The 19151-nt window shown below is 67.0% G+C and carries 14 protein-coding genes; 7 read left to right on the forward strand and 7 right to left on the reverse strand.

All coding sequences use genetic code 11. The features are described 5' to 3' along the window. Nucleotides 1-5: 5 nt before the first annotated feature. From J0L98_RS14770 to J0L98_RS14785, 4 genes are all read left to right on the forward strand, one after another. Nucleotides 6-1460 carry an NAD-dependent succinate-semialdehyde dehydrogenase gene (locus J0L98_RS14770; RefSeq protein ID WP_296412533.1) on the forward strand — a complete coding sequence of 485 codons (1455 nt, stop codon included), beginning with the start codon at nucleotides 6-8 and terminating at the stop codon, nucleotides 1458-1460. After that, complete coding sequence (locus tag J0L98_RS14775) at nucleotides 1457-2668, forward strand: multidrug effflux MFS transporter (protein ID WP_296412534.1); 1212 nt, start codon at nucleotides 1457-1459, stop codon at nucleotides 2666-2668. Before J0L98_RS14770 ends, J0L98_RS14775 begins: the two co-directional genes overlap by 4 nt. A gap of 4 nt (nucleotides 2669-2672) precedes the next feature. Continuing rightward, complete coding sequence (locus tag J0L98_RS14780) at nucleotides 2673-3932, forward strand: MFS transporter (protein ID WP_296412535.1); 1260 nt, start codon at nucleotides 2673-2675, stop codon at nucleotides 3930-3932. A gap of 73 nt (nucleotides 3933-4005) precedes the next feature. Beyond that, nucleotides 4006-4455 (forward strand): SRPBCC family protein, encoded by a 450-nt coding sequence (locus tag J0L98_RS14785; protein WP_296412536.1) that lies wholly within the window; start codon nucleotides 4006-4008, stop codon nucleotides 4453-4455. A gap of 16 nt (nucleotides 4456-4471) precedes the next feature. On the opposite strand, the gene J0L98_RS14790 is transcribed toward J0L98_RS14785, so the two are convergent. The 4 genes from J0L98_RS14790 to J0L98_RS14805 form a co-directional block, all read right to left on the reverse strand. Further along, nucleotides 4472-5026: a DUF924 family protein gene (locus J0L98_RS14790; RefSeq protein WP_296412537.1), complete on the reverse strand. Its 555-nt coding sequence runs from the start codon at nucleotides 5024-5026 to the stop codon at nucleotides 4472-4474. Nucleotides 5027-5052: 26 nt separating this feature from the next. Beyond that, nucleotides 5053-6888 (reverse strand): hypothetical protein, encoded by a 1836-nt coding sequence (locus tag J0L98_RS14795; protein WP_296412538.1) that lies wholly within the window; start codon nucleotides 6886-6888, stop codon nucleotides 5053-5055. A 12-nt stretch (nucleotides 6889-6900) separates the two neighbouring features. Next, complete coding sequence (locus J0L98_RS14800) at nucleotides 6901-8448, reverse strand: phospholipase D family protein (RefSeq protein ID WP_296412539.1); 1548 nt, start codon at nucleotides 8446-8448, stop codon at nucleotides 6901-6903. Nucleotides 8449-8520: 72 nt separating this feature from the next. Further along, complete coding sequence (locus tag J0L98_RS14805) at nucleotides 8521-9717, reverse strand: methyltransferase (protein WP_296412540.1); 1197 nt, start codon at nucleotides 9715-9717, stop codon at nucleotides 8521-8523. Nucleotides 9718-9808: 91 nt separating this feature from the next. Between J0L98_RS14805 and J0L98_RS14810 the strand changes: the two genes are divergently transcribed. Both J0L98_RS14810 and J0L98_RS14815 read left to right on the forward strand, forming a co-directional pair. After that, a complete protein-coding gene (locus tag J0L98_RS14810) occupies nucleotides 9809-11065 on the forward strand; it encodes a D-amino acid dehydrogenase (protein WP_365954850.1) in 1257 nt (418 codons plus the stop codon). Nucleotides 11066-11185: 120 nt separating this feature from the next. After that, nucleotides 11186-14167: a 7TM diverse intracellular signaling domain-containing protein gene (locus tag J0L98_RS14815; RefSeq protein ID WP_296412541.1), complete on the forward strand. Its 2982-nt coding sequence runs from the start codon at nucleotides 11186-11188 to the stop codon at nucleotides 14165-14167. A 15-nt stretch (nucleotides 14168-14182) separates the two neighbouring features. Here the strand turns inward: J0L98_RS14815 and J0L98_RS14820 are convergent, their stop codons facing one another. From J0L98_RS14820 to J0L98_RS14830, 3 genes are all read right to left on the reverse strand, one after another. Next, nucleotides 14183-16252: a S8 family serine peptidase gene (locus J0L98_RS14820; RefSeq protein ID WP_296412542.1), complete on the reverse strand. Its 2070-nt coding sequence runs from the start codon at nucleotides 16250-16252 to the stop codon at nucleotides 14183-14185. A gap of 338 nt (nucleotides 16253-16590) precedes the next feature. Next, entirely contained in the window at nucleotides 16591-16965 is a 375-nt protein-coding gene (locus J0L98_RS14825; protein ID WP_296412543.1) for a cyclic nucleotide-binding domain-containing protein, read from the reverse strand. Nucleotides 16966-17062: 97 nt separating this feature from the next. Then, a complete protein-coding gene (locus J0L98_RS14830) occupies nucleotides 17063-18148 on the reverse strand; it encodes an AraC family transcriptional regulator (RefSeq protein ID WP_296412544.1) in 1086 nt (361 codons plus the stop codon). A 154-nt stretch (nucleotides 18149-18302) separates the two neighbouring features. Between J0L98_RS14830 and J0L98_RS14835 the strand changes: the two genes are divergently transcribed. Next, nucleotides 18303-19151, forward strand: an 849-nt coding sequence (locus J0L98_RS14835) for an acyl-CoA dehydrogenase family protein (RefSeq protein WP_296412545.1), incomplete at its 3' end; no start/stop codon positions are given.

The following is a 19151-nucleotide window of genomic DNA, read 5'->3' on the forward strand; positions in this document are numbered from 1 at the left end:
ACCCCATGCTCGACCTCAAGGACCCCTCCCTGCTGCGGCAGGCCTGCTACATCGACGGTCAGTGGATCGGCGCCGACAGCGGCGAGACCTTCCCGGTGACCACCCCGGCTACGGGCGCCGTCATCGCCACGGTGCCCCGCTGCGGCGCAGCCGAGACCGAGCGTGCCGTCCAGGCCGCCGACCGGGCCTTCGCCACTTGGCGCGAGACCACCGCCGCCGAGCGTGCCCGCATCCTGCGCCGCTGGTTCGACCTGATGCTCACCCACCAGGACGACCTGGCCCGCATCATGACCCTGGAGCAGGGCAAGCCCCTGGCCGAGGCGAAAGGCGAGATCGCTTACGCCGCCGCCTACATCGAGTGGTTTGCCGAAGAGGCGCGCCGGGCCTATGGCGACGTGATCCCCTCGCCCCTGCGTGACCGCCAGATCGTGGTCACCAAGGAGCCGGTGGGTGTCTGCGCCGCCATCACCCCGTGGAATTTCCCCTCCGCCATGATCACCCGCAAGGTTGCGCCGGCCCTCGCTGCGGGCTGCACCATCGTGCTCAAGCCCGCCGAGCAGACCCCCCTGTCGGCCCTGGCCCTGGCCGAGCTGGCCGGGCGTGCCGGCGTGCCGGCCGGGGTGTTCAGCGTGGTGACCGGCAAGGCCAGCGCCATCGGCGGTGTGATGACCGGCAGCCCGCTGGTGCGCAAGCTCACCTTCACCGGCTCCACCGGCATCGGCCGCCTGCTCATGGAACAGTGTGCGCCCACCATCAAGAAGCTGTCCCTGGAGCTGGGGGGCAACGCACCCTTCATCGTCTTCGACGACGCCGACGTGGATGCCGCGGTGGCCGGGGCCATCGCCTCCAAGTACCGCAACGCCGGCCAGACCTGCGTGTGCAGCAACCGCTTCCTGGTGCAGGACGGCGTCTATGAGCAGTTCGCGGAGAAGCTCGCCGCCGCCGTGGCCCTGCTGAAGGTGGGCAACGGCCTGGAGGAGGGCGTGACCCAGGGGCCGCTGATCGACGGGCCGGCCATCGCCAAGGTGGAGAGCCTGGTGAACGACGCCGTGGCCAAGGGTGCCCGGGTGGTCTCCGGCGGCAAGCGCCATACCCTGGGCGGCACCTGGTTTGAGCCTACCGTGCTGGCCGACGTGAGCCGCGACATGGAGGTGGCCCGGGAAGAGATCTTCGGCCCGGTGGCACCCCTGTTCCGCTTCAAAACCGAAGACGAGGCCATCGCCATCGCCAACGACACCGAGTTCGGCCTGGCGGCCTACTTCTACTCGAAGGACCACGCCCGCGTTTGGCGTGTCTCGCGCCGGCTGGAGTACGGCATGGTGGGCATCAACACCGGGCTGATCTCCACCGAGGTGGCGCCCTTTGGCGGCGTGAAGTGCTCCGGCACCGGCCGCGAGGGCTCCAAGTACGGCCTGGATGAGTACATGGAGGTGAAGTACCTGGCCTTGGGCGGGCTATGACGCCCGGCCGGGCGGGTACGGCCGGGGAAGGCCGCTTCATCCTGTTGCTCGGGGCCCTGGTGGCCTTCGGGCCGCTGGCCGTGGACCTCTACCTACCCGCCCTGCCGGCGATCGCTGCTGGCCTGGGCAGCGGCCCGGAGGCCGTGCAGTCCACGGTGACGGTGTTCCTGGCGGGCTTCTCGCTGGGCATGCTGGGCTACGGCCCGATCTCCGACCGCTACGGCCGGCGCCCGGTGATGCTGGGTGGCATTGCGCTGTTCGTGATGGCCAGCCTGGGCTGCATGCTGGCCACGGATGTGAATGGGCTGGTGGCTGCTCGCTTCGTACAGGCCCTGGGGGGCGGCGCGGCGTCGGTGCTGGCGCGTACGGTGGTGCGCGACGTGTATGCCTCCACCGAGGCTATCCGCAAGCTGTCGCTGATGGCCATGGTGACGGCGATTGCCCCGCTGGTGGCGCCCCTGGTGGGGAGCGCAGCCCTGGCGGCCGGCGGCTGGCGGGCCACCTTTGCCATGCTGGTGGTGTGGGGCGCGCTGTGCCTCTACGGGGTGTGGGCCCACCTGCCGGAAACCCTGGCGCCCGAGCGGCGCGGGCAGATGAGGATCGGTGCGGCTTTCGGCGCCTACGGCCGTCTGCTGCTTGATCCGCCGGCCGTTGGGCTGGTGTTGGCGGGTGGCATGTCCTTTGCAGCGATGTTTGCCTATATCACCGGCGGCCCATTCTATTTCATCACCCTGAACGGCTACTCCCCGACCCAGTACAGCCTGATTTTCGCCGCCAACGCGGTGGGCATTTTCGGGGCCAACTACACCAACAGCCGTCTGGTCCGGCGTCTGGGGCCACCGCGCATGATCGGCGCCGGCTGCCTGCTTGGTCTTGTGGCGGCCCTGGTCCTGCCCGTGGTAGTCGGGCGCAGCCTGCCCGCTTCCCTCGTCGCCCTGTTTCTGGTGGTCAGCGTGACCGGCCTGCTCGGTGCCAACTGCGTGGGGCTCCTGATGCAGGCCTATCCCGGCAACGCCGGGGCGGCGGCGGCCCTGTTCGGCGCGTCCCAGTTTGGCTTCGGCATGCTCGCCAGCGGCATGGTGGGGCAGTTGCATGACGGCACGGGACGGCCTATGGCGGGGGTGATCTCCGTGGCCGCGCTGCTGTCCGCGGGTGGTTTCCTGTTGTATCGATCCTCTCGTACGCCGGCCGCGCCCCGTGATACATAGGGGGATGCACACCATCGACCCGTCTCCCCGCCGACTTCCGGGCCCCCTGCGGGCTCTCGAACATCGCAGTTTCCGCCTGTATTTCCTCGGCCAGGCCGTGTCCATCCTCGGTTCGTGGATCCAGCAGGTGGCCATGGCCTGGCTGGTCTATCGCCTCACCGGCTCGGCGGCCCTGCTGGGCGTCACGGCCTTTGCGGCGCTGATTCCCCAGTTGCTGGTGGGGCCGCTGGCGGGGGCGTGGATCGACAAGCACGACAAGCGCCGGTGGTTGCTGCGGGTGCAAGGGCTGCTTGCCGCCCAGGCGCTGGTGCTGGCGGGGCTTACCTGGATGGGCTGGGTGGGGCCGGGCCTGCTGGTGAGCATGGCGCTCCTGCTCGGGGTGCTCAACAGTTTCGACACGCCCCTGCGCCAGTCCCTGATCAGCGTGTTCGTGGAGCGCCGGGAAGATCTGCCCAATGCCCTGGCGCTCAACGCCATGCTCTTCAATACCGGGCGCTTCGTCGGCCCGCCGGTGGCAGGGCTGCTGTTGGGCCTGACCTCGGAGGCGGCCTGTTTTGCGCTGAATGCCCTGAGCTTCGTTGCCCTGTTTGTGGCCGTGGCGTCGGTGAAGTTGCCGGCCATGCCCCGTGCCCAGGGCACGGTGGGGGATGTGTTCAAGGAGGGGCTGGCCTATGCCTGGCACACCTGGACGGTGCGCATGCTCATCATCGTGCTGATGGCCCTCAATCTGACCGCTTCGGCCTATGCGGTGCTGTTGCCGGTGTTTGCCGCGGAGGTGTTCGCCGGGGATGCACGCACCCTGGGGCTGCTGTGGGGGGCGGCCGGATGCGGGGCCTTCGGTTCCACGGTGTTTCTGGCCACCCGGCGCTCGGTGCCGGGCCTGATCGGGGCCACCACCCTGGGGACGGCGCTCAGTGCCGTGGCGCTGCTGGCCTTCGGCTGGACGCGTCTGTTGCCGGTGGCCATGGGGGCCATGGTGATCCTGGGTTTTGGTATCTCGGTGTGCAATGTGGGGATCAACATGCTGCTCCAGAGCATGGCGCCGGATCGGCTGCGTGGGCGTATCGTGTCCTTCTTCACTTCGGCCCGGTTTGGTTTCGATGCCCTGGGCGGGCTGCTGGCCGGCTTCATCGCCAGCGCCATCGGGCCGGGGCGGACGATGATCCTCGAAGGGGTGGTGCTGCTGGGCTTCGTGGTCTTCCTGGCGAGTCGGCGGGAGCAGTTGGTGGCACACGTGGTGCGGCATGATTCAGGCGCGGGCTGAGAGGCCTGTCGATTTGAGCATTGTTTGATCGTCGTATCGTCAGAGGGACGTCCTCTCTTTTCAGGAAAGCATCATGACCGCGACCCATACCGTCACCCTGCAGCGCGTCCTGCGCGCCCCCCCGGAACGCATCTACCGTGCCTTTCTTGACCCCGCCGCGCTGACCAAGTGGCTGCCGCCCCATGGCTTCACCTGCCAGGTCCATGGCATGGATGTGCGAGAGGGGGGGCTGTTCAGGATGTCCTTCACCAACTTCTCGACCGGGCATAGCCATGCCTTCGGAGGCAAGTATCTGGAGCTGCAGCCCGGGGCGCGGATCCGTTACACCGACGTCTTCGACGACCCGAACCTGCCGGGGGAGATGCAGACCACCGTGACCTTGCGGGCGGTGTCCTGTGGTACCGAGTTGGTGGTGGTTCAGGAGGGCATCCCGGGCCTCATCCCGCCCGAGTCGTGCTATTTCGGCTGGCAGGAGTCGCTGGTGATGCTGGCTCAGCTAGTGGAGGCGGTCGTTCCGGAGTAAGACTGGCGCGCGGGGGTCAGAAGGATGAGCCCGGCGTCTGCAGAAAGGCGACTTCCTCGGCCGTGGACGGGCGGCCGAGGATGGCGTTGCGGTGGGGGTAGCGTCCGAAGCGGTCGATGATGGCCTTGTGGCGCAGTTCGAAGTCCAGGTTGCCCTCCATGCCCGGCTGGCTGAACAGGGCCACGGCGAGGTGGTGGATGGCGGGGGATTCGCTGTGCATGTAGGGCATGTACAGGAAGGCGCGTTGCACCGGTGGCAGGGGCTGGTCGGCACCGGCAGCCACGGCCACCTGGGCGAGGGCCAGGGCCAGGCTGTCGCAGGCGAAGGCGCGGGGCTGGTCGCGGTGGAGATTGCGCGAGAACTGGTCGAGCACGATGATCTCAGCGAGCCGTCCGCTTGCTGTTGCCCGCCAGGGGTGGAGTTCGCAGCGGGCGGCGGCTTCGTGCAGGGCGCCAAAGCGGGCGGCGATCAGCCGGTCGAAAGCGTCGTCGCGCTGCCACCACTGGCGCGGCTCGGTCTCGTGGAACCAGAAGGCGAGCACCTCGCTTGCGGTGGGCAGGGCGGTTTCCATGGGTGTATTCCTTGTTGGGGCGGGGCTCAGTCCATGCCCACGCTGGCTTCGATGCGGAAGAATTGTTCGGCCTGGCGCTTGGCTTCGCCCCGGTCGAAATTGTGGGCGTCGTCGGTGGCGTCGAAGTCGAGCTTGGCGGCCTGCACGGCCCGGCAGGTCATGTAGGCCTTGGCCCGGTGGCTGTCGAGTTCGTCCAGGTGGTCGTTGAGCAGGGCCACCAGGCTGGCCTTGCGCCGGAACAGTTCGACGTTGGCCTGGAGTCCTTCCCGGCGCTCTGCCAGCAGGCTGTGGATGCAGGCCTCGTAGCCCGTGCCCGGGCACCAGGACGGCAGCGCCAGGGTGTGCAGCGCGTGGGTGTCCGGTCCGAGCTCCGTGCCGACCTGCTCTAGGGTGCGCAGCAGTTCGTCCTGGTAGGCCTGGGCGTGCATGTACAGGGATTGTTCGCAGCCCTCGCAGACTGGCGCCAGGTATTGCACCAGCCATTCCACGAGCGTGCCGCGGGCACTGCGCTGTTGTTGCACCAGGGCCCTGTCCTCGTCCCGGATGTGCCGCAGCGGAACGCCCGATGCGCTGCAGGTCTGTGCTTCCCAGGCGGACAGGAGGTCGGCGTAGGAGGCATTGGGCTGGGGGCCGCGGGGCAGGAGGTCGGCCTTGACCAGCAGGCGCCGGGCCTTGTCGTCATAGGCGAAGCTGATGCGGCGGTAGGCCAGGGGCCAGTCCGACAGGGAGCTGACGTTCATCTCCAGGAGCGGCCGGTGGGCCAGGGTCCGGTGCTCTGCCCAGAAGCCCCGGTGGGTGTGGGCGGACAGATAGACCAGGGGGTGGTCGAGGCGGTGCATCAGGGCGCGCAGCATGATGCGGGACGGCAAGCCGAGGGCGCGCCAGTTGTGATGGCCGGCGAAGATGACCATGTCACCCCGGGCGACGGCTTCATCGATCCAGTGGGCGATGGCCGCGATCTGGTCGGGGTGGATGTGCCCGGTGCTGCCCGGGCTGCGACCCATCAGGGTGTCCCAGGTGCTGACTAGGGGCCCGGCCTGGTTGGTGTCGAGGCCGATCAGGATCACGTCCCGGTCGGCCTCGGGGGCGCGGGGCAGTCGGATGCGCTGGGCGAGGTAGGAGTCGGCGTAGGCGATGCCATCCAGGAGCTTGGCCTCGATGCCGGTGAGAAAGGCCTGGGGGTCGGTGCTGCGCCAGCTAGCCACGTGGGTGCCCGCCGCGGGAGGCGGAGTGAGCCCGGGATGGTTGGCGGTTTGCCGGGCGTGCTCGCTGATGTACAGGGCAATGAAGTCGCGCTTGGTGAAGGCTTCGTGCTCGGTCTTGTGCCGGGCGTCGTCGGGGGCCGCGCCGCGCCGACAGGCCTTGTTCCAGCGCAGGGCGTCGGGGTCGAACTCCGCTTCAAGGAGGTTGTAGGAATAGATGCCGAACATCAGTCCGTCGTGATTGCCGGGCAGGATCGCGCCGGGCTGGGGGGCTCCCCGGAAGATGCGCGTCATGCGCCCGGCCTCGATGCGACAGGAGAGGTCCATGACATCGCCGAGGTGGATGAAGGGGGCGTCGGGATGGCTGTGCAGGGCCCATTCCATCAGGCGGCGCCCGAACAGGGTCTGCTCGGGCGGGCGCTGGGCCACTTCCACGTAGGCATCCACGGCACTGTCGTTGTCGTGCAGCGGGTAGCCGGTGGAAACATGCTCCTGGGTGTCGCCGAGGGCAATGAAGGGGGTAGTAAGGGGGCGATAGCCTGCACCTGGCTCCGGCTCCGGCTCCGCTCCCGGGCCGGGCTGGGGGGCGAAGCCGGCGCAGCCGGCAAGGAGGAGCGCGCCGAGCAGGCAGGCCTGGGCGAAGGAGCGCGGGATCTTCATGCAGGAGGCCCTTCAGTACAGGTTGGCGGGAAAGAACCTGAAGACCAGGTTTTCGATCCGCTGCCACAGGCTGCGGGCCGGCTGGCGGGTGAGTTCGCCAGCATCACTGCGCCAGCGCAGCAGCCCTTCCGTGTCGCGGGTCACTTCCCAGCTATTGGCCGGGCCCATGTCCCGTTCCATGCGCCGGGCGAGTTTCTCCGCCAGAGGGGGGCTGTCGATGATCACGCCCATCTCCGAATTGAGGATCTCGGAGCGCGGGTCGAGGTTCATGGAGCCGATGAAGGCCCGTTCCCGATCAATCACCATGGCCTTGGTGTGCAGGCCCACGAACCCCGCGCGCAGGGGGGGCAGATCAACAATCTCGCCCTGTACGGCGGCATCGGCGCGCAACTCGTGGAGGCGCGCACCGGTGGCCAGGATGGGCTCGCGCCAGGCTTGATAGTGGCTATTCACCGCCGGTACATCGTGGGAGGCCAGGGAGTTGGTCAGGATGCGCACCCCTACGCCGCGCCTGCCCAGCTCGTGCAGGTCGTCCATGAAGTGGGCGTCTGGGATGATGTAGGCGTTGGTGATCAGGACTTCGCGACGGGCGGAACGCATCAGTGCCCGGAAGGCTTCCGGCGTGTGGTTGCGAACATCCTGGGCGCGGGAGGGGGCGTCGGTGTGGACCTGGCTGACCCCGGCCGAAAGCGTTGCACTGAGCCCGGCCAGGGGAATGCGCCAGTCCGTGCCGGCGGCATTGAGGGCTTGCAGGCTGGGGTGGCGCAGCAGTTCGGCCCGGGCCGTGGCGCCCAGCTCGTCATCGGAGCTGGGTTGGTCGCTGGCTTCTCCCTTGGGAATCCGGCGTACCCAGTCGCTGTTCCAGTATCGGTCGAATACCTGGCTGGCCTGGCGGGCCACCGGGCCGACACCGAGCACGTCAAGATCGTGGAAGTTGAACGCCGGGTTGAGGCCGAAGTATTCGTCGCCGAGATTGCGTCCGCCGATGATTGCCGCCCGGTTGTCGACGATCATCTGCTTGTTGTGCATGCGTCGGTTCAGGCGCTTGAAGTCGGTCGCTGCGCCGAACATGCGGCCGAAGAGGGAGCGCTCCTGCCAGGCATTGAAAACCCGGATCTCGATATTGGGATGGCGGTCAATGCGGGCCAGCAGGTTGTCGCGGAGTTCCACGTGGGTCATGTCGTGGAGCATGGTGTTGAGGTCATCGAAGAGGATGCGCACCTTGACACCCCGGTCGGCGGCATCCAGCACCCGGTACATGATCAGCCTGCCCACCTGATCGCCGAACCACACGTAGTACTGCAGGTCGATAGTGTGGCGGGCCGAGTCGATCAGGGTGAGGCGCCATTGCAGGGCCCGGTCGTTGCGTTCGAGCAGATCGAAGCCCGAGCGGTCGGTGCCATGGTGGCTGGCGATCCGGTTTTCGATCTCGGTGAAGGGGCTCTCCGGATGGGGGGCTTGCGCATGCCCGGCGGGGGGCTTTGGCCATGGCGGCTGCGTTGCGCAGCCGGACAGCAGGCTCGTCGCCAGAAGCAGGGCACAGACGCGGGAAGCGGACATGGCGGGCCGGGGCGTGGTCGGTACCTGAATCACACCATGCCGACACGGCTTCTGCAAGCGGCAGGCCGGGCCTCAGCGTTCGGCCAGCACCATCAGGTTGCGCGGGGTCAGGGTGCGTGGGCAGAAGGTGCCGACCGTGGCCGTGAAGCCGGCCTCCTCAAGGCCCAGGGCGAGGTCCAGCACCAGCCACATTTCCAGGGCGCGGCGAAAGGCGTGACGGACCAGTTCCAGGCGGCGCACTTCGCTGCGGCGCTGCTCGCCGACGGCCTGCCAGTGCGCCCAGTCCACCTGCCCGGGCAGGGGCAGGCCTTCGCGTGAAGCCAGGTGTGCGCAATAGTCTTCGAAATTGCCCGACAGCCAGGTGGACGGGACCGGCCGGAAGGGCCGGATTCCTTCACCCTGGAGGGCATTGCGCAGGGCGGTGAAACCCAGCTTCCACGCCTGGTCGCGGGCCAGGCGCCGGCGTATGCGCTGGGGGGCGGTGACGGTTTCGGTGACGGCCAGGCGCAGGATGCTGCCATCCAGGGGTAGATCGGCGTCGCGATTGAGGGGAACGTAGCCATGCCCGGCACCCCGGTAATAGCAGCAGGGGGCGATGCGATAGCTGTGGGCGCCGTCGCTGGCGGCGTGGCGAACCAGGGTGCGATGCAGCTCGCCGCAGGCGTGCAGGGCCAGCACGCTGTGGTCGCGCACGTGCTGGCGGGCTGCGCTCTCGAGGGCGTCGGCGCACAGAACGGTCTGGGCAATGCCGGCCCGGGTGGCGAGGCGCTGGACATGGGCGCACAGGGTCGGGTCGATTTCGAGGGAACTCACCGGCTGGCCGTCGGTGAGGGCCAGGCGTCGCCCCAGGTGGCCCTTGCCTGCGCACCACTCCAGCAGCGGGGCAGGGTTGGCCGGGCCATGGGCCGCAAAGGCGTCGATCTGCTCGCGCTTGCGCAGGGGGATCTCCCAGTCGAAATGGGGGCCGGTGGGCGGCAGGGCGCGCACTTGCAGGGGCGCAAGCCTACACAGGGCGTCCAGATGTGCGGCGACGGGTAGCCGCGGTGCGAGCCAGGCCTGCAATGCCGCCGGGTCTTCGCCAAGCCGGGTGAGGGTGTCCTCGTCCAGCCGGACGGCGGCGTCGGCCAGTTCCGGCCACTGCCCGAACCAGTCGGGGTGGCGGATGTAGAACGGCGATGGGCGCCAGAGTGCCTGGTGGGCGTTCAGGGCGGCCTGCAGTTCAAGGAATCGTTGGCGCAGGGTCATGGCAGCGCGTATCAGGGGTGGCATGCAGGTGGCGCTCAGGCCGGCGCCGTTCCATCTGGCCCCGGGTTTGCTTGCAGGGACGGTGTGGCGTGTTTCCTACAAGAGGTGGCGAATCATGAAGGTCATCGTACTCGGTGGTGGCGTGATCGGTGTGAGTTGTGCCTACTTCCTGGCCCGCGCCGGGCATGAGGTGGTGCTGCTGGAGCGCCGTGAGGGGGTGGCGCTGGAAACGAGTTTCGCCAATGCGGGTGAAGTCTCGCCCGGCTATTCGGCCCCCTGGGCGTCGCCCGGCCTGCTGGTCAAGGCGCTCAAATGGATGTTGATGCGACATCGCCCCCTGGTGCTGTGGCCTCGGCCCGACCCGGCCCTTTGGTTGTGGATGGGGCAGCTTCTGGGTAACTGCAATGCTGAGGCCTATGGGCGCAACAAGGGGCGCATGCTGGCGCTCGCCGAATACAGCCGGGACTGCCTGCGCGCGCTGCGTGACGAGACGGGGATCGCCTATGACGAGCGGACGCGGGGCACCCTGCAGCTATTCCGTACCGCCAGACAGGTGGATGATGCCCTCACCGATATGGCCGTGCTGGACCAGTTCGGCGTGCCCCATGCGTTGCTCGACCGCGACGGCTGCGTCGCCCGGGAGCCCGCACTGGCCCGGGTACGCGAGAAGGTGGCGGGGGGCTTGTGGTTGCCCGGTGATGAAACCGGCGACTGCTATCTGTTCACCCGTCGCCTGGCCGCCCTGGCCGCAGGTCTGGGGGTCGAGTTCCGTCATGGCGAGTCGATCCAGGGCCTGCTCCATGAAGGGGGGCGGGTGCGCGGTGTGGTGACCGGGGCCGGACGGGTCTGTGGCGATGCCTACGTGGTTGCCCTGGGCTGCCATTCGCCCGCCCTTCTCAGGCCCCTGGGCTTGCAGCTCCCGATCTACCCGGTGAAGGGCTACTCCCTCACCTTGCCGATCACCGACCCGGCCGGGGCGCCCGAATCCACCGTGATGGACGAAACCCACAAGGTTGCGGTGACGCGCCTGGGGGACCGTATCCGGGTGGGGGGCACCGCAGAACTGGCGGGATTCAGCCTGGCCCTGCGTCCCGCACGCCGGCGTACCCTGGAGCATGTGGTGCGGGATCTCTTCGGTGCAGGGGGCGACCTGGAGCGTGCCTGCTTCTGGACCGGCCTGCGGCCCATGACGCCCGACGGCACCCCCATCATTGGTGCGACGCCCTACCCCAACTTGTATCTGGCCACCGGCCACGGCACGCTGGGGTGGACGATGGCGGCCGGTACGGGACGGGTTCTGGCGGATCTGATGTCGGGCCGGGAGCCCGATATCGACGTGGCGGGACTCGCGCTGGCGCGCTACAGGGTGTGATGCCACTTCCCGTCGACAAGGACGTGCCGGGCGTGGGTGTGTGGCTGGTTGGGCTTGTGGCACCATGTGTCGCTGATGCGCTTGGGCGCGCTTCAAGACTGATCTTTGCGAAGGAATGGGATGCGGGTTGTTCGACTGTTGATGGTGCTCTTGGCTCTGGCTGCCCTTCCCGGATTCGTGCATGCCTCAGGCCCCGTCGCTCTCACCGCCGATACTCGCTGCCTGTCCTTGCGGCCCTACCTGGAGGTGCTGGAAGATCCGTCGGGCAACCTGACGCTGGAGCAGGTGCAGCAGCCGGAAACGGCCCGCCGCTTTGCGCACGTGGAGGGCCGCAGCGACCTGAATTTCGGTTACTCGGCTTTCACCTACTGGCTGCGCCTGAAAGTGTCGGCGGAGCCTCGTGCTGCCCGGGACTGGCTGATCGAGCTGGCCTACCCGTCCCTCGATTCCGTCGATTTCTTCGCCGTGGAAGGCGGTATCGCCGCGCATCAACGGGCGGGGGATCTGATGCCCCACGGTGCGCGCCCGTTCCCACATCGCAACCTGGTGTTTCCGCTGGCCGTTGAGCCGGGAGGTCGAAAGACGGTCTATCTGCGGGTGAGTTCGGGAGGGAGCCTGACCCTGCCGCTGACCGTTTGGGAGCCCCGGGCGCTGCACGAGAACGACCAGAAGGTCTATGGGGTTCTGGCCCTGTATTTCGGCATGCTGCTGGCCCTCGGCACCTACAACCTGCTGCTGTATTTCTCCCTGCGCGAGCGAATCTACTTGGTCTATGTGGCCTGCGTCGTTTCCATGGCCGTGGCCCAGCTCTCCATGCTCGGCCTGGGCAACCAGTTCCTGTGGCCGCAGTTTCCGGCCTGGGGCAATGTGGCGCTGCCCCTGGGGTTCTGCCTGACGGGCTTCTTCGGCGCCGTGTTCACCCGGCAGTTCCTCCAGACGGCGCAGATGGCTCCGGGCCTTGACCGCTTGATCCGCGTTCTGCAGGTCGGTTTCATCGGCGCGGGTCTGCTTCCTGTGCTCTATGAATATCGGCCAGGGGGCGTGGCGACCGCTCTGGTGGGGACGGCCTTCTCATGCGTGGCGGTGGTCGCCGGCATCCTCGCCTTGCGTCGTGGCCAGCCGGGGGCACGCATCTTCCTGGTGGCCTGGACACTCTTGCTGCTGGGGGTGGCCATGCTTTCCCTGCGGACCCTCAACTGGCTGCCGACCAACCCGATCACCTCTTACGGCATGCAGATCGGATCGGCGCTGGAACTGCTCCTGTTTTCCTTTGCCCTGGCGAGTCGCATCCATGTCCTGCGCCGTGACAAGGAGCAGGCCCAGACCGAGGCGCTGAAGGCCGAGCGGCTTGCCCGGGAGACCCTCGAGGCATCGGAGCGCGCCCTTGAGGAGCGCATTGCGCGGCGTACCGCGGAGCTGGCGGAATCCACCGAACGGTCGGCCAAGCTGGCAGCGATGTTGCGGCTGATGTGTGACAACGTGCCCGATCTGATCTGGGCGAAGGATCTGGAAGGACGTTACCTGTTTGCCAATCAGGCCGTGTGCCGCCATTTGCTGTGTGCGGTGGATACGTCCGAGCCCGTGGGCCGGACGGATACCTATTTTGCCCTGCGGGAGCGCGCCTGCCACCCGGATGATCCCCTGTGGCATACCTTCGGCGAGCTTTGTCAGGAGACCGATGCCGCCACGCTCGAGAAGAATCAGCCCTGTGTCTTCGAGGAGAGCGGGCGCATCCGCGGGAGGCCCGTGGTGCTGGATGTGAGAAAGGCGCCTTTCGTCAATGAGGACGGGAAGGTCATCGGTACCGTGGGCTCGGCCCGGGATATCACCGAACGCAAGCACCTGGATGCGGAGCTGGCCCTGCACCGCCAGCACCTGGAGGACTTGGTCGTCGAACGCACGGCTGCCCTCTCCATCGCCAAGGAGGTGGCCGAAAGCGCGAGCCGTGCCAAGAGCGCCTTCCTCGCCAACATGAGCCACGAACTGCGTACGCCCCTGAATGGCATCATGGGGATGACCGATCTGGCCCTGAGGCGCGCGACGGATGTGAAACAGATGGACCAGCTACAGAAGGCGAAGCAGGCATCTGATCATCTGCTGGCGGTGATCAACGACATCCTCGACATCTCGAAGATCGAAGCCGAGCGCCTGACCCTTGAGTCCGTGGGCTTCACCCTGCGGGATGTGCTTGACACCCTGACAGGCTTGATGGCGCCGGCGGCCACGGCGAAAGGTCTCGGCCTGACGGTGGACGTTCCCCCGGGCCTTGCGGAGCAACGCTTCTTGGGGGATCCGGTGCGCCTCGGCCAGATACTCCTCAACCTTGTCAGCAATGCGGTCAAGTTCACCCACAAGGGGGGCGTCACGGTGCGGGTTCTGCCCCCCGAGAATCAGGGGCGCAGCATGATGTTGCGCTTCGAGGTGCGCGATACCGGGATCGGGATTCCCGCGGAGGACCGGAAACGTCTGTTTCTGGCCTTCGAGCAATCCGACAATTCGACAACGCGGAAGTATGGCGGCACGGGGCTTGGGCTGGCCATCAGCAAGCGCCTGACGCAACTGATGGGAGGCACCATCGGCGTCGAGAGTGTGCCAGGGGCCGGGAGCCTATTCTGGTTCACCGCGCACCTGCTTTTTGCGGACTCCCCGGCCATGTCCGCCGAGGGGGAGGCTGTGGCGGAGGACATGTTGCGCAGGATAGGTACGGGGGCCCGGGTCTTGCTGGTGGAGGACGAACCGATCAATCAGGAGGTGTCCCGTGAGTTGCTGCGGATCGCAGGCCTGACCGTGGATCTGGCCGAGGATGGCGCCCAGGCCGTGGTGCTTGCAGAGCGGACCACCTACGACCTTATTCTGATGGATCTACAGATGCCGCGGATGAATGGTTTTGAGGCGGCGCGGGCGATACGTGCGCTCCCCGGCAGGCCGCGCACGCCCATCGTGGCCCTGACGGCCAATGCCTTCGAGCAGGACCGGCTGGCTTGCATCGAGGCCGGTATGGACGACCATATCGGAAAGCCCGTGGCTGCAGAGCCCTTCTTCGCGCTCCTGCTCCGCTGGTTGTCGCCGGACGCCCGCCGCGGCCGGGCGCCGTCACCCTGAAAGCGGGGCCGCCGTTCAGCCCCCGCCGCCGCACATCTTGACGCCCTCGTAGATCCATCCGGTCTGGGTCATCCGGGTGACCACGTCCCTATCGGTGGTGAAACGATGGTTGGAATCGTTGAAGACGAAGCGGTTGTTGTAGAGGCGGTGGACCGGCACGCTACCCGAGGGGCAGACGCCGTTTTTCGGAACCTTCATGTAGTAGGCGATGCCTTCGTATACCCATCCCGGGTAGCCCTTGACGTCTTCGCACTCCTTGGCATCGGCGGTGAAGAAGTGGGAATTCGGACCTTTGGCGTAGAAGCGGCACACCGCCTGGGCGCCGCTGGACCCATCCCGCCAGGCGAGGAAGTAGTCGTAGGTGTCGCGCCAGCCCTTGCCGGCATTGCCTGCCAGGATGAAGGCGGAGTCGCTGCGCGCGCCAGTACGGAAATAGTGCCGGATGTCCACGTTGTAGTACTCGGTGACAAGCAGATAGGGCTGCAGACCCATCACTGTCAACAGGGTCTGGTAGGCATCGGCGATCCCGGCGCCGCACAGGAGGTAGGTCTCGGCATAGCTGCTGCAGATGGAGTCTCTAGGAAAATCGTGACTGGACAGATAGATGGCGTAATAGAGCAGTTCCGGGCTGATCTGCGGATCCTGGGCCAGGGCCAGGGCGGCGATGCCCGACACATGGGGTGCGGCCATGCTGGTGCCCTGGTAGTACGCGTAGCTGCTGGCCACGGGGCCTTTGGTTCCCGAGTTGACCGTCGAGTAGATGCCTGAACCGTCGGTACCGTAATAGCTGATGTCTCCACCGGGAGCGGAGACGCTCACCGTATTTACCAGGCTGTAGTTGCTGTAACTGGCCCGATAGCCGTCGTGGTCGACGGCGCCGACGGTCATCACGCCTTCGCAGGCGGCGGGAACCACATAGGCGGATTCGTTATCGTCGTTGCCTGCGGCGGCCACCACCAGTGCGCCGGTGGCCCGCACCCGGTTGAGGGCTTCTTCATAGGCCGATGTGCAACCGCTGGGGCTCCAGCCGCCCAGGCTCAGGTTGAGCACCTGGGCAGGGGTGGGGTTGGTGGGAACCCCGGGTACCTCCAGGCCGACGGCCCACAGCATGCCGTCGATAATGTCGGATACGCTGCCGCCGCACTTGCCCAGCACCCGCACCGGAAGAATGCGGGTCTTCCAGTTCACGCCCGCCATACCCGACCAGTTGTTGCCCGCGGCGGCGATGATGCCGGTCACGTGGGTGCCGTGCCAGCTGGACGTATAGGCAGGCTCGCCGAAACCGCATTCGTGCTTGGCCGTCCAGTCGCCCGGGTCGCTGGGGTCGGCATCCCGCCCGTTGCCATCGTTCGCGTTTATTGGGTCTGAAATGAAGTCATAGCCCGGGAGGATGCGGGACTGGAATTCGGGGTGGGCGGTGATGCCGGTGTCGATCACGGCCACCACCGTGCCGGCGGACCCGGTCGTCATTGCCCACGCGGAGGGGAGGTTGGCGGCTCCACCGTAGGTGTACACCGACTGCATGTTCCATTGTGTGGGGAAGGCTGCGTCATTGGGCGTGAAGTCGCGGGAGGTGCGCAGATCTTCGGTCACCTGCTCGATTTCCGGCAGGGCGCGGAGCCGTTCCAGGATGGCTCCGGCCTCGTTCAGGGGCTTTGGCGTGGCGAAGCGGAATACATGAAAGCCCATGGACATGGCACGTTGGTAGCTCAGCTCGCCGCCTGCGACGCTGTTGAGCTGGGCGACAAGGGCATCGGGCGGCGGGGCATTGCTGGCCGACAGGGCTTGAACGTCGGGAGAGCGGAAGCGGATCACCAGACCAACGACCTGTCCGGGGCGGGCCGTGCGTTCGCTGCCCTGCGTGGACTTCTTGATCTGTCTCGCCGTGTCGATCGAGGCGGGCATGGAGAAAGGTTTGTCGGCACCGATACCCATCTTTCTCAGGCGAGCCTCAAGGCGCAGGTGCCCTTCGGCGAGGGTGAGGACGGGGTCTGCGTCGGGTGCGGCATGGACCGAGTTGATTGTGATCGCGATGAGCAGGGCCGCGATACCCGCATGCCGGAACGGGATTGGAGAGAGGGGCACGGACGCTCCTGGAGGACGTGGGGGGAAATTCAAACGGTATACAGCCGGCATGGTAGCCGATGGTTGCCCGGGTGGCTGTGATGCACTTAACTTGAACGCCGGAACCGAACCGAATGGGGGGGCGATGAATGCGTGAAAGGGTGCCAAGCCGGGTTCAGGGGCGGCAATGCGGATCGTTCCCGACGCGCGAGGCCCCCGCGGCGGAACTGGGCGAGGGGCGTGGCGATACCGGCGGCCGCGAGGGCGAGCCTAACGGCATCCCCTGGCGTGGGGGCAAACCTTAAGCGTGCGTGACCAGTGCTTTCGCGTGGCGCGACTTTACACCTGCAGCACGCCGTTCATACGTCCTCGATGATGGGCAGCATTGCGGAGGTTGTCCGCAGGCGTTCGGACAGGACGCGCATGACCTTGAGGGCAAAGAACGGGGTTTGCTGAACGAGGTAATTGAAGCGTTTGTCGTCCACCTCGACGAACTCGCAGTCGGTGACGGCGATCACGCTGGCTGCGCGGGGGGCCGCGTCCACCAGGGCCATTTCTCCAATGATGTTGCCCGGCTGGAGTGTTTCCACAACCCGGTTCCCTATCACCACTTCGGCGGTGCCGATGGTCAATACATATAGGGTGGCGCCGTCTTCACCTTCGCGAAAGAGGGCGGCACCGGCGTTGACCTTGATGATGTCGGGGGCGTTGGAAAAGAGTTCGAAGAAAACCATGGGGAAGCCTCCACGAGTGGATTATCGTGGCAAACCTTAGCAGCGCCCGTCGGCTTCCGTGATTGCAGAAAAGTTGCAGTTGGATGATGCCTGGGCGTCAGGCTGACCCCGTCGCCAGGGTGATTCCTTCCGGGGCCGGGTGGGGGGCGTGGTTCCTCTCCCGCCAGGCTTGGGGTGGAAGGCCGGTCCAGGTGCGGAAGGCGCGAGTAAAGCTCTTCTCGTTGGCGAAGCCGACCAGGGCCGAGATCTGCTTGATCGACTTGCGGCTGCGGTCGAGGAGGGCGATGGCATGGTCGCGGCGGGTGTCGTCCTTGAGCTGCTGCAGTGAGGAGCCTTCTTCCTTGAGCTGCCGGTGCAGGGTACGGACGGAAACATGGAGGTGTTCGGCGACCCTTTCGGCGGTGGCGCCCTGGTTGTCGGGGCTGCGCAGAAAGTGGCGGACGCCCTCGACGAGCAGCCGGTCGCGCCGGTACTGCAGCACGGTGAGGGGCAGGGCGCGCTGGAGCATGGCGCGCAGGGCGGCTTCATCGCGGCGGATGGGGAGCGTCAGGTAACGGGCATCGAAGCTGAACCCCGCCGCGTCCGTGTTGAACTGCACCGGGCCGGGGAAGAGCAGGGGGTAGGTGTCGGCGTGGGGCGGCGGCGGGAAGGGGAAGCGGGTCTCCTGCAGGGGGATGCGTGAGTCGATGGCCCAGCAGGCGTAGCCCAGCACATAGCGCAGCAGGGTGACCAGGCAGAACTCGCGCAGCTCGCCCAGATCGCGGCCGGGGATGAGGGTGAAACGGGCCTCGCTGCCGCTGACCACCAGGTGCAGCTCGATGTCGTCGGTGAGAAGGCGGTGGTGGCGGCACCAGCGCTTGAGGGCTACCCCCAGATCGGGCGAGGTGATGGAGGCCCGGCACAGCATGCCGTAGCTGCCCCAGGGCAGCCGCCGGGAGAACCAGCCCAGGGCCTCGTCGTCGAGCTCCTGCATGGCCGCCCCCGACATGATCTCCATCTGGCTGGCCGTCACCCGTGCTTCGGGGTGTCCGAGCAGGGCCGGGCTGATGCCGGCGCGGGCCAGGGCGCTGGCCGGGTCTGCACCGTAGCGGCGGTATCCGGCGAGGATGGCCTCGATGAAGGCGATCGGTGTTGCAGCGCGGGATAGACCGGGCGGGCGGGGGGCGGGAGCAGGATTTTCCATGGCCCCGAAATTTTATCGTCTGTGACGTGTGCTCGTGGCACGATCTGCAACCACGATGGCGCCCGGCACCCTGCCGGGCGACGTACTCTGCCGCGTGTCGACAGGGACTGCCAGGTCCGGTCCCGCCATACCCATCTTCCGGAGGAGACAAACCATGAACGTACCCAGCCTCGATTTCAACCTCGGCGAAACCATTGAAGCCCTGCGTGACACCATCCAGGCCTTCGCTGCCAAGGAGATCGCGCCCCGTGCCGCCGAGATCGACCGGGTGAACGAGTTTCCCGCCGATCTGTGGAAGAAGCTCGGTGACCTGGGCCTGCACGGCATGACTGCGCCCGAGGAATATGGGGGTACCAACATGGGCTACTTGGCGCACATCATCGCTCTGGAAGAAGTCTCCCGCGCCTCCGCGTCAGTCGGCCTGTCCTACGGCGCCCACTCCAACCTGTGCGTCAACCAGATCCGCCGCAACGGCACCGAGGCCCAGAGGCAGAAATACCTGCCCAAGCTGATCTCCGGCGACCACGTGGGCGCCCTGGCCATGAGCGAGCCCAACGCTGGCTCCGACGTGGTGAGCATGAAGCTGCGCGCCGACAAGAAGGGTGACCGCTACGTGCTCAATGGCGCCAAGATGTGGATCACCAACGGCGGCGACGCCGACACCCTGGTGGTGTATGCCAAGACCGACCTCGAAGCCGGCGCCAAGGGCATGACCGCGTTCATCGTCGAGAAGGGCTTCAAGGGCTTCACGCACGGCTCGCACCTCGACAAGCTCGGCATGCGCGGCTCCAACACCTATCCGCTGTTCTTCGACGACTGCGAAGTGCCCGAGGAGAACGTGCTGGGCGGCGTGGGCAACGGCACCAAGGTGTTGATGAGCGGCCTCGACTACGAGCGCGCCGTGCTGTGCGGCGGCCCGCTGGGCATCATGGCCGCGTGCATGGACGAAGTCGTGCCCTACGTCCACGACCGCCAACAGTTTGGCCAGCGCATCGGCGAGTTC

Origin of the sequence: Zoogloea sp., from assembly GCF_017302315.1 — a bacterium.
In the GTDB taxonomy this organism is placed as follows: domain Bacteria; phylum Pseudomonadota; class Gammaproteobacteria; order Burkholderiales; family Rhodocyclaceae; genus Zoogloea.

Coding starts and splice junctions, on each gene's coding strand:
- J0L98_RS14815 (WP_296412541.1), top strand. CDS start 11,186: ATGCGGGTTGTTCGACTGTTGATGGTGCTCTTGGCTCTGGCTGCCCTT.
- J0L98_RS14770 (WP_296412533.1), top strand. CDS start 6: ATGCTCGACCTCAAGGACCCCTCCCTGCTGCGGCAGGCCTGCTACATC.
- J0L98_RS14785 (WP_296412536.1), top strand. CDS start 4,006: ATGACCGCGACCCATACCGTCACCCTGCAGCGCGTCCTGCGCGCCCCC.
- J0L98_RS14780 (WP_296412535.1), top strand. CDS start 2,673: ATGCACACCATCGACCCGTCTCCCCGCCGACTTCCGGGCCCCCTGCGG.
- J0L98_RS14825 (WP_296412543.1), bottom strand. CDS start 16,965: ATGGTTTTCTTCGAACTCTTTTCCAACGCCCCCGACATCATCAAGGTC.
- J0L98_RS14795 (WP_296412538.1), bottom strand. CDS start 6,888: ATGAAGATCCCGCGCTCCTTCGCCCAGGCCTGCCTGCTCGGCGCGCTC.
- J0L98_RS14775 (WP_296412534.1), top strand. CDS start 1,457: ATGACGCCCGGCCGGGCGGGTACGGCCGGGGAAGGCCGCTTCATCCTG.
- J0L98_RS14830 (WP_296412544.1), bottom strand. CDS start 18,148: ATGGAAAATCCTGCTCCCGCCCCCCGCCCGCCCGGTCTATCCCGCGCT.
- J0L98_RS14810 (WP_365954850.1), top strand. CDS start 9,809: ATGAAGGTCATCGTACTCGGTGGTGGCGTGATCGGTGTGAGTTGTGCC.
- J0L98_RS14805 (WP_296412540.1), bottom strand. CDS start 9,717: ATGCCACCCCTGATACGCGCTGCCATGACCCTGCGCCAACGATTCCTT.
- J0L98_RS14800 (WP_296412539.1), bottom strand. CDS start 8,448: ATGTCCGCTTCCCGCGTCTGTGCCCTGCTTCTGGCGACGAGCCTGCTG.
- J0L98_RS14790 (WP_296412537.1), bottom strand. CDS start 5,026: ATGGAAACCGCCCTGCCCACCGCAAGCGAGGTGCTCGCCTTCTGGTTC.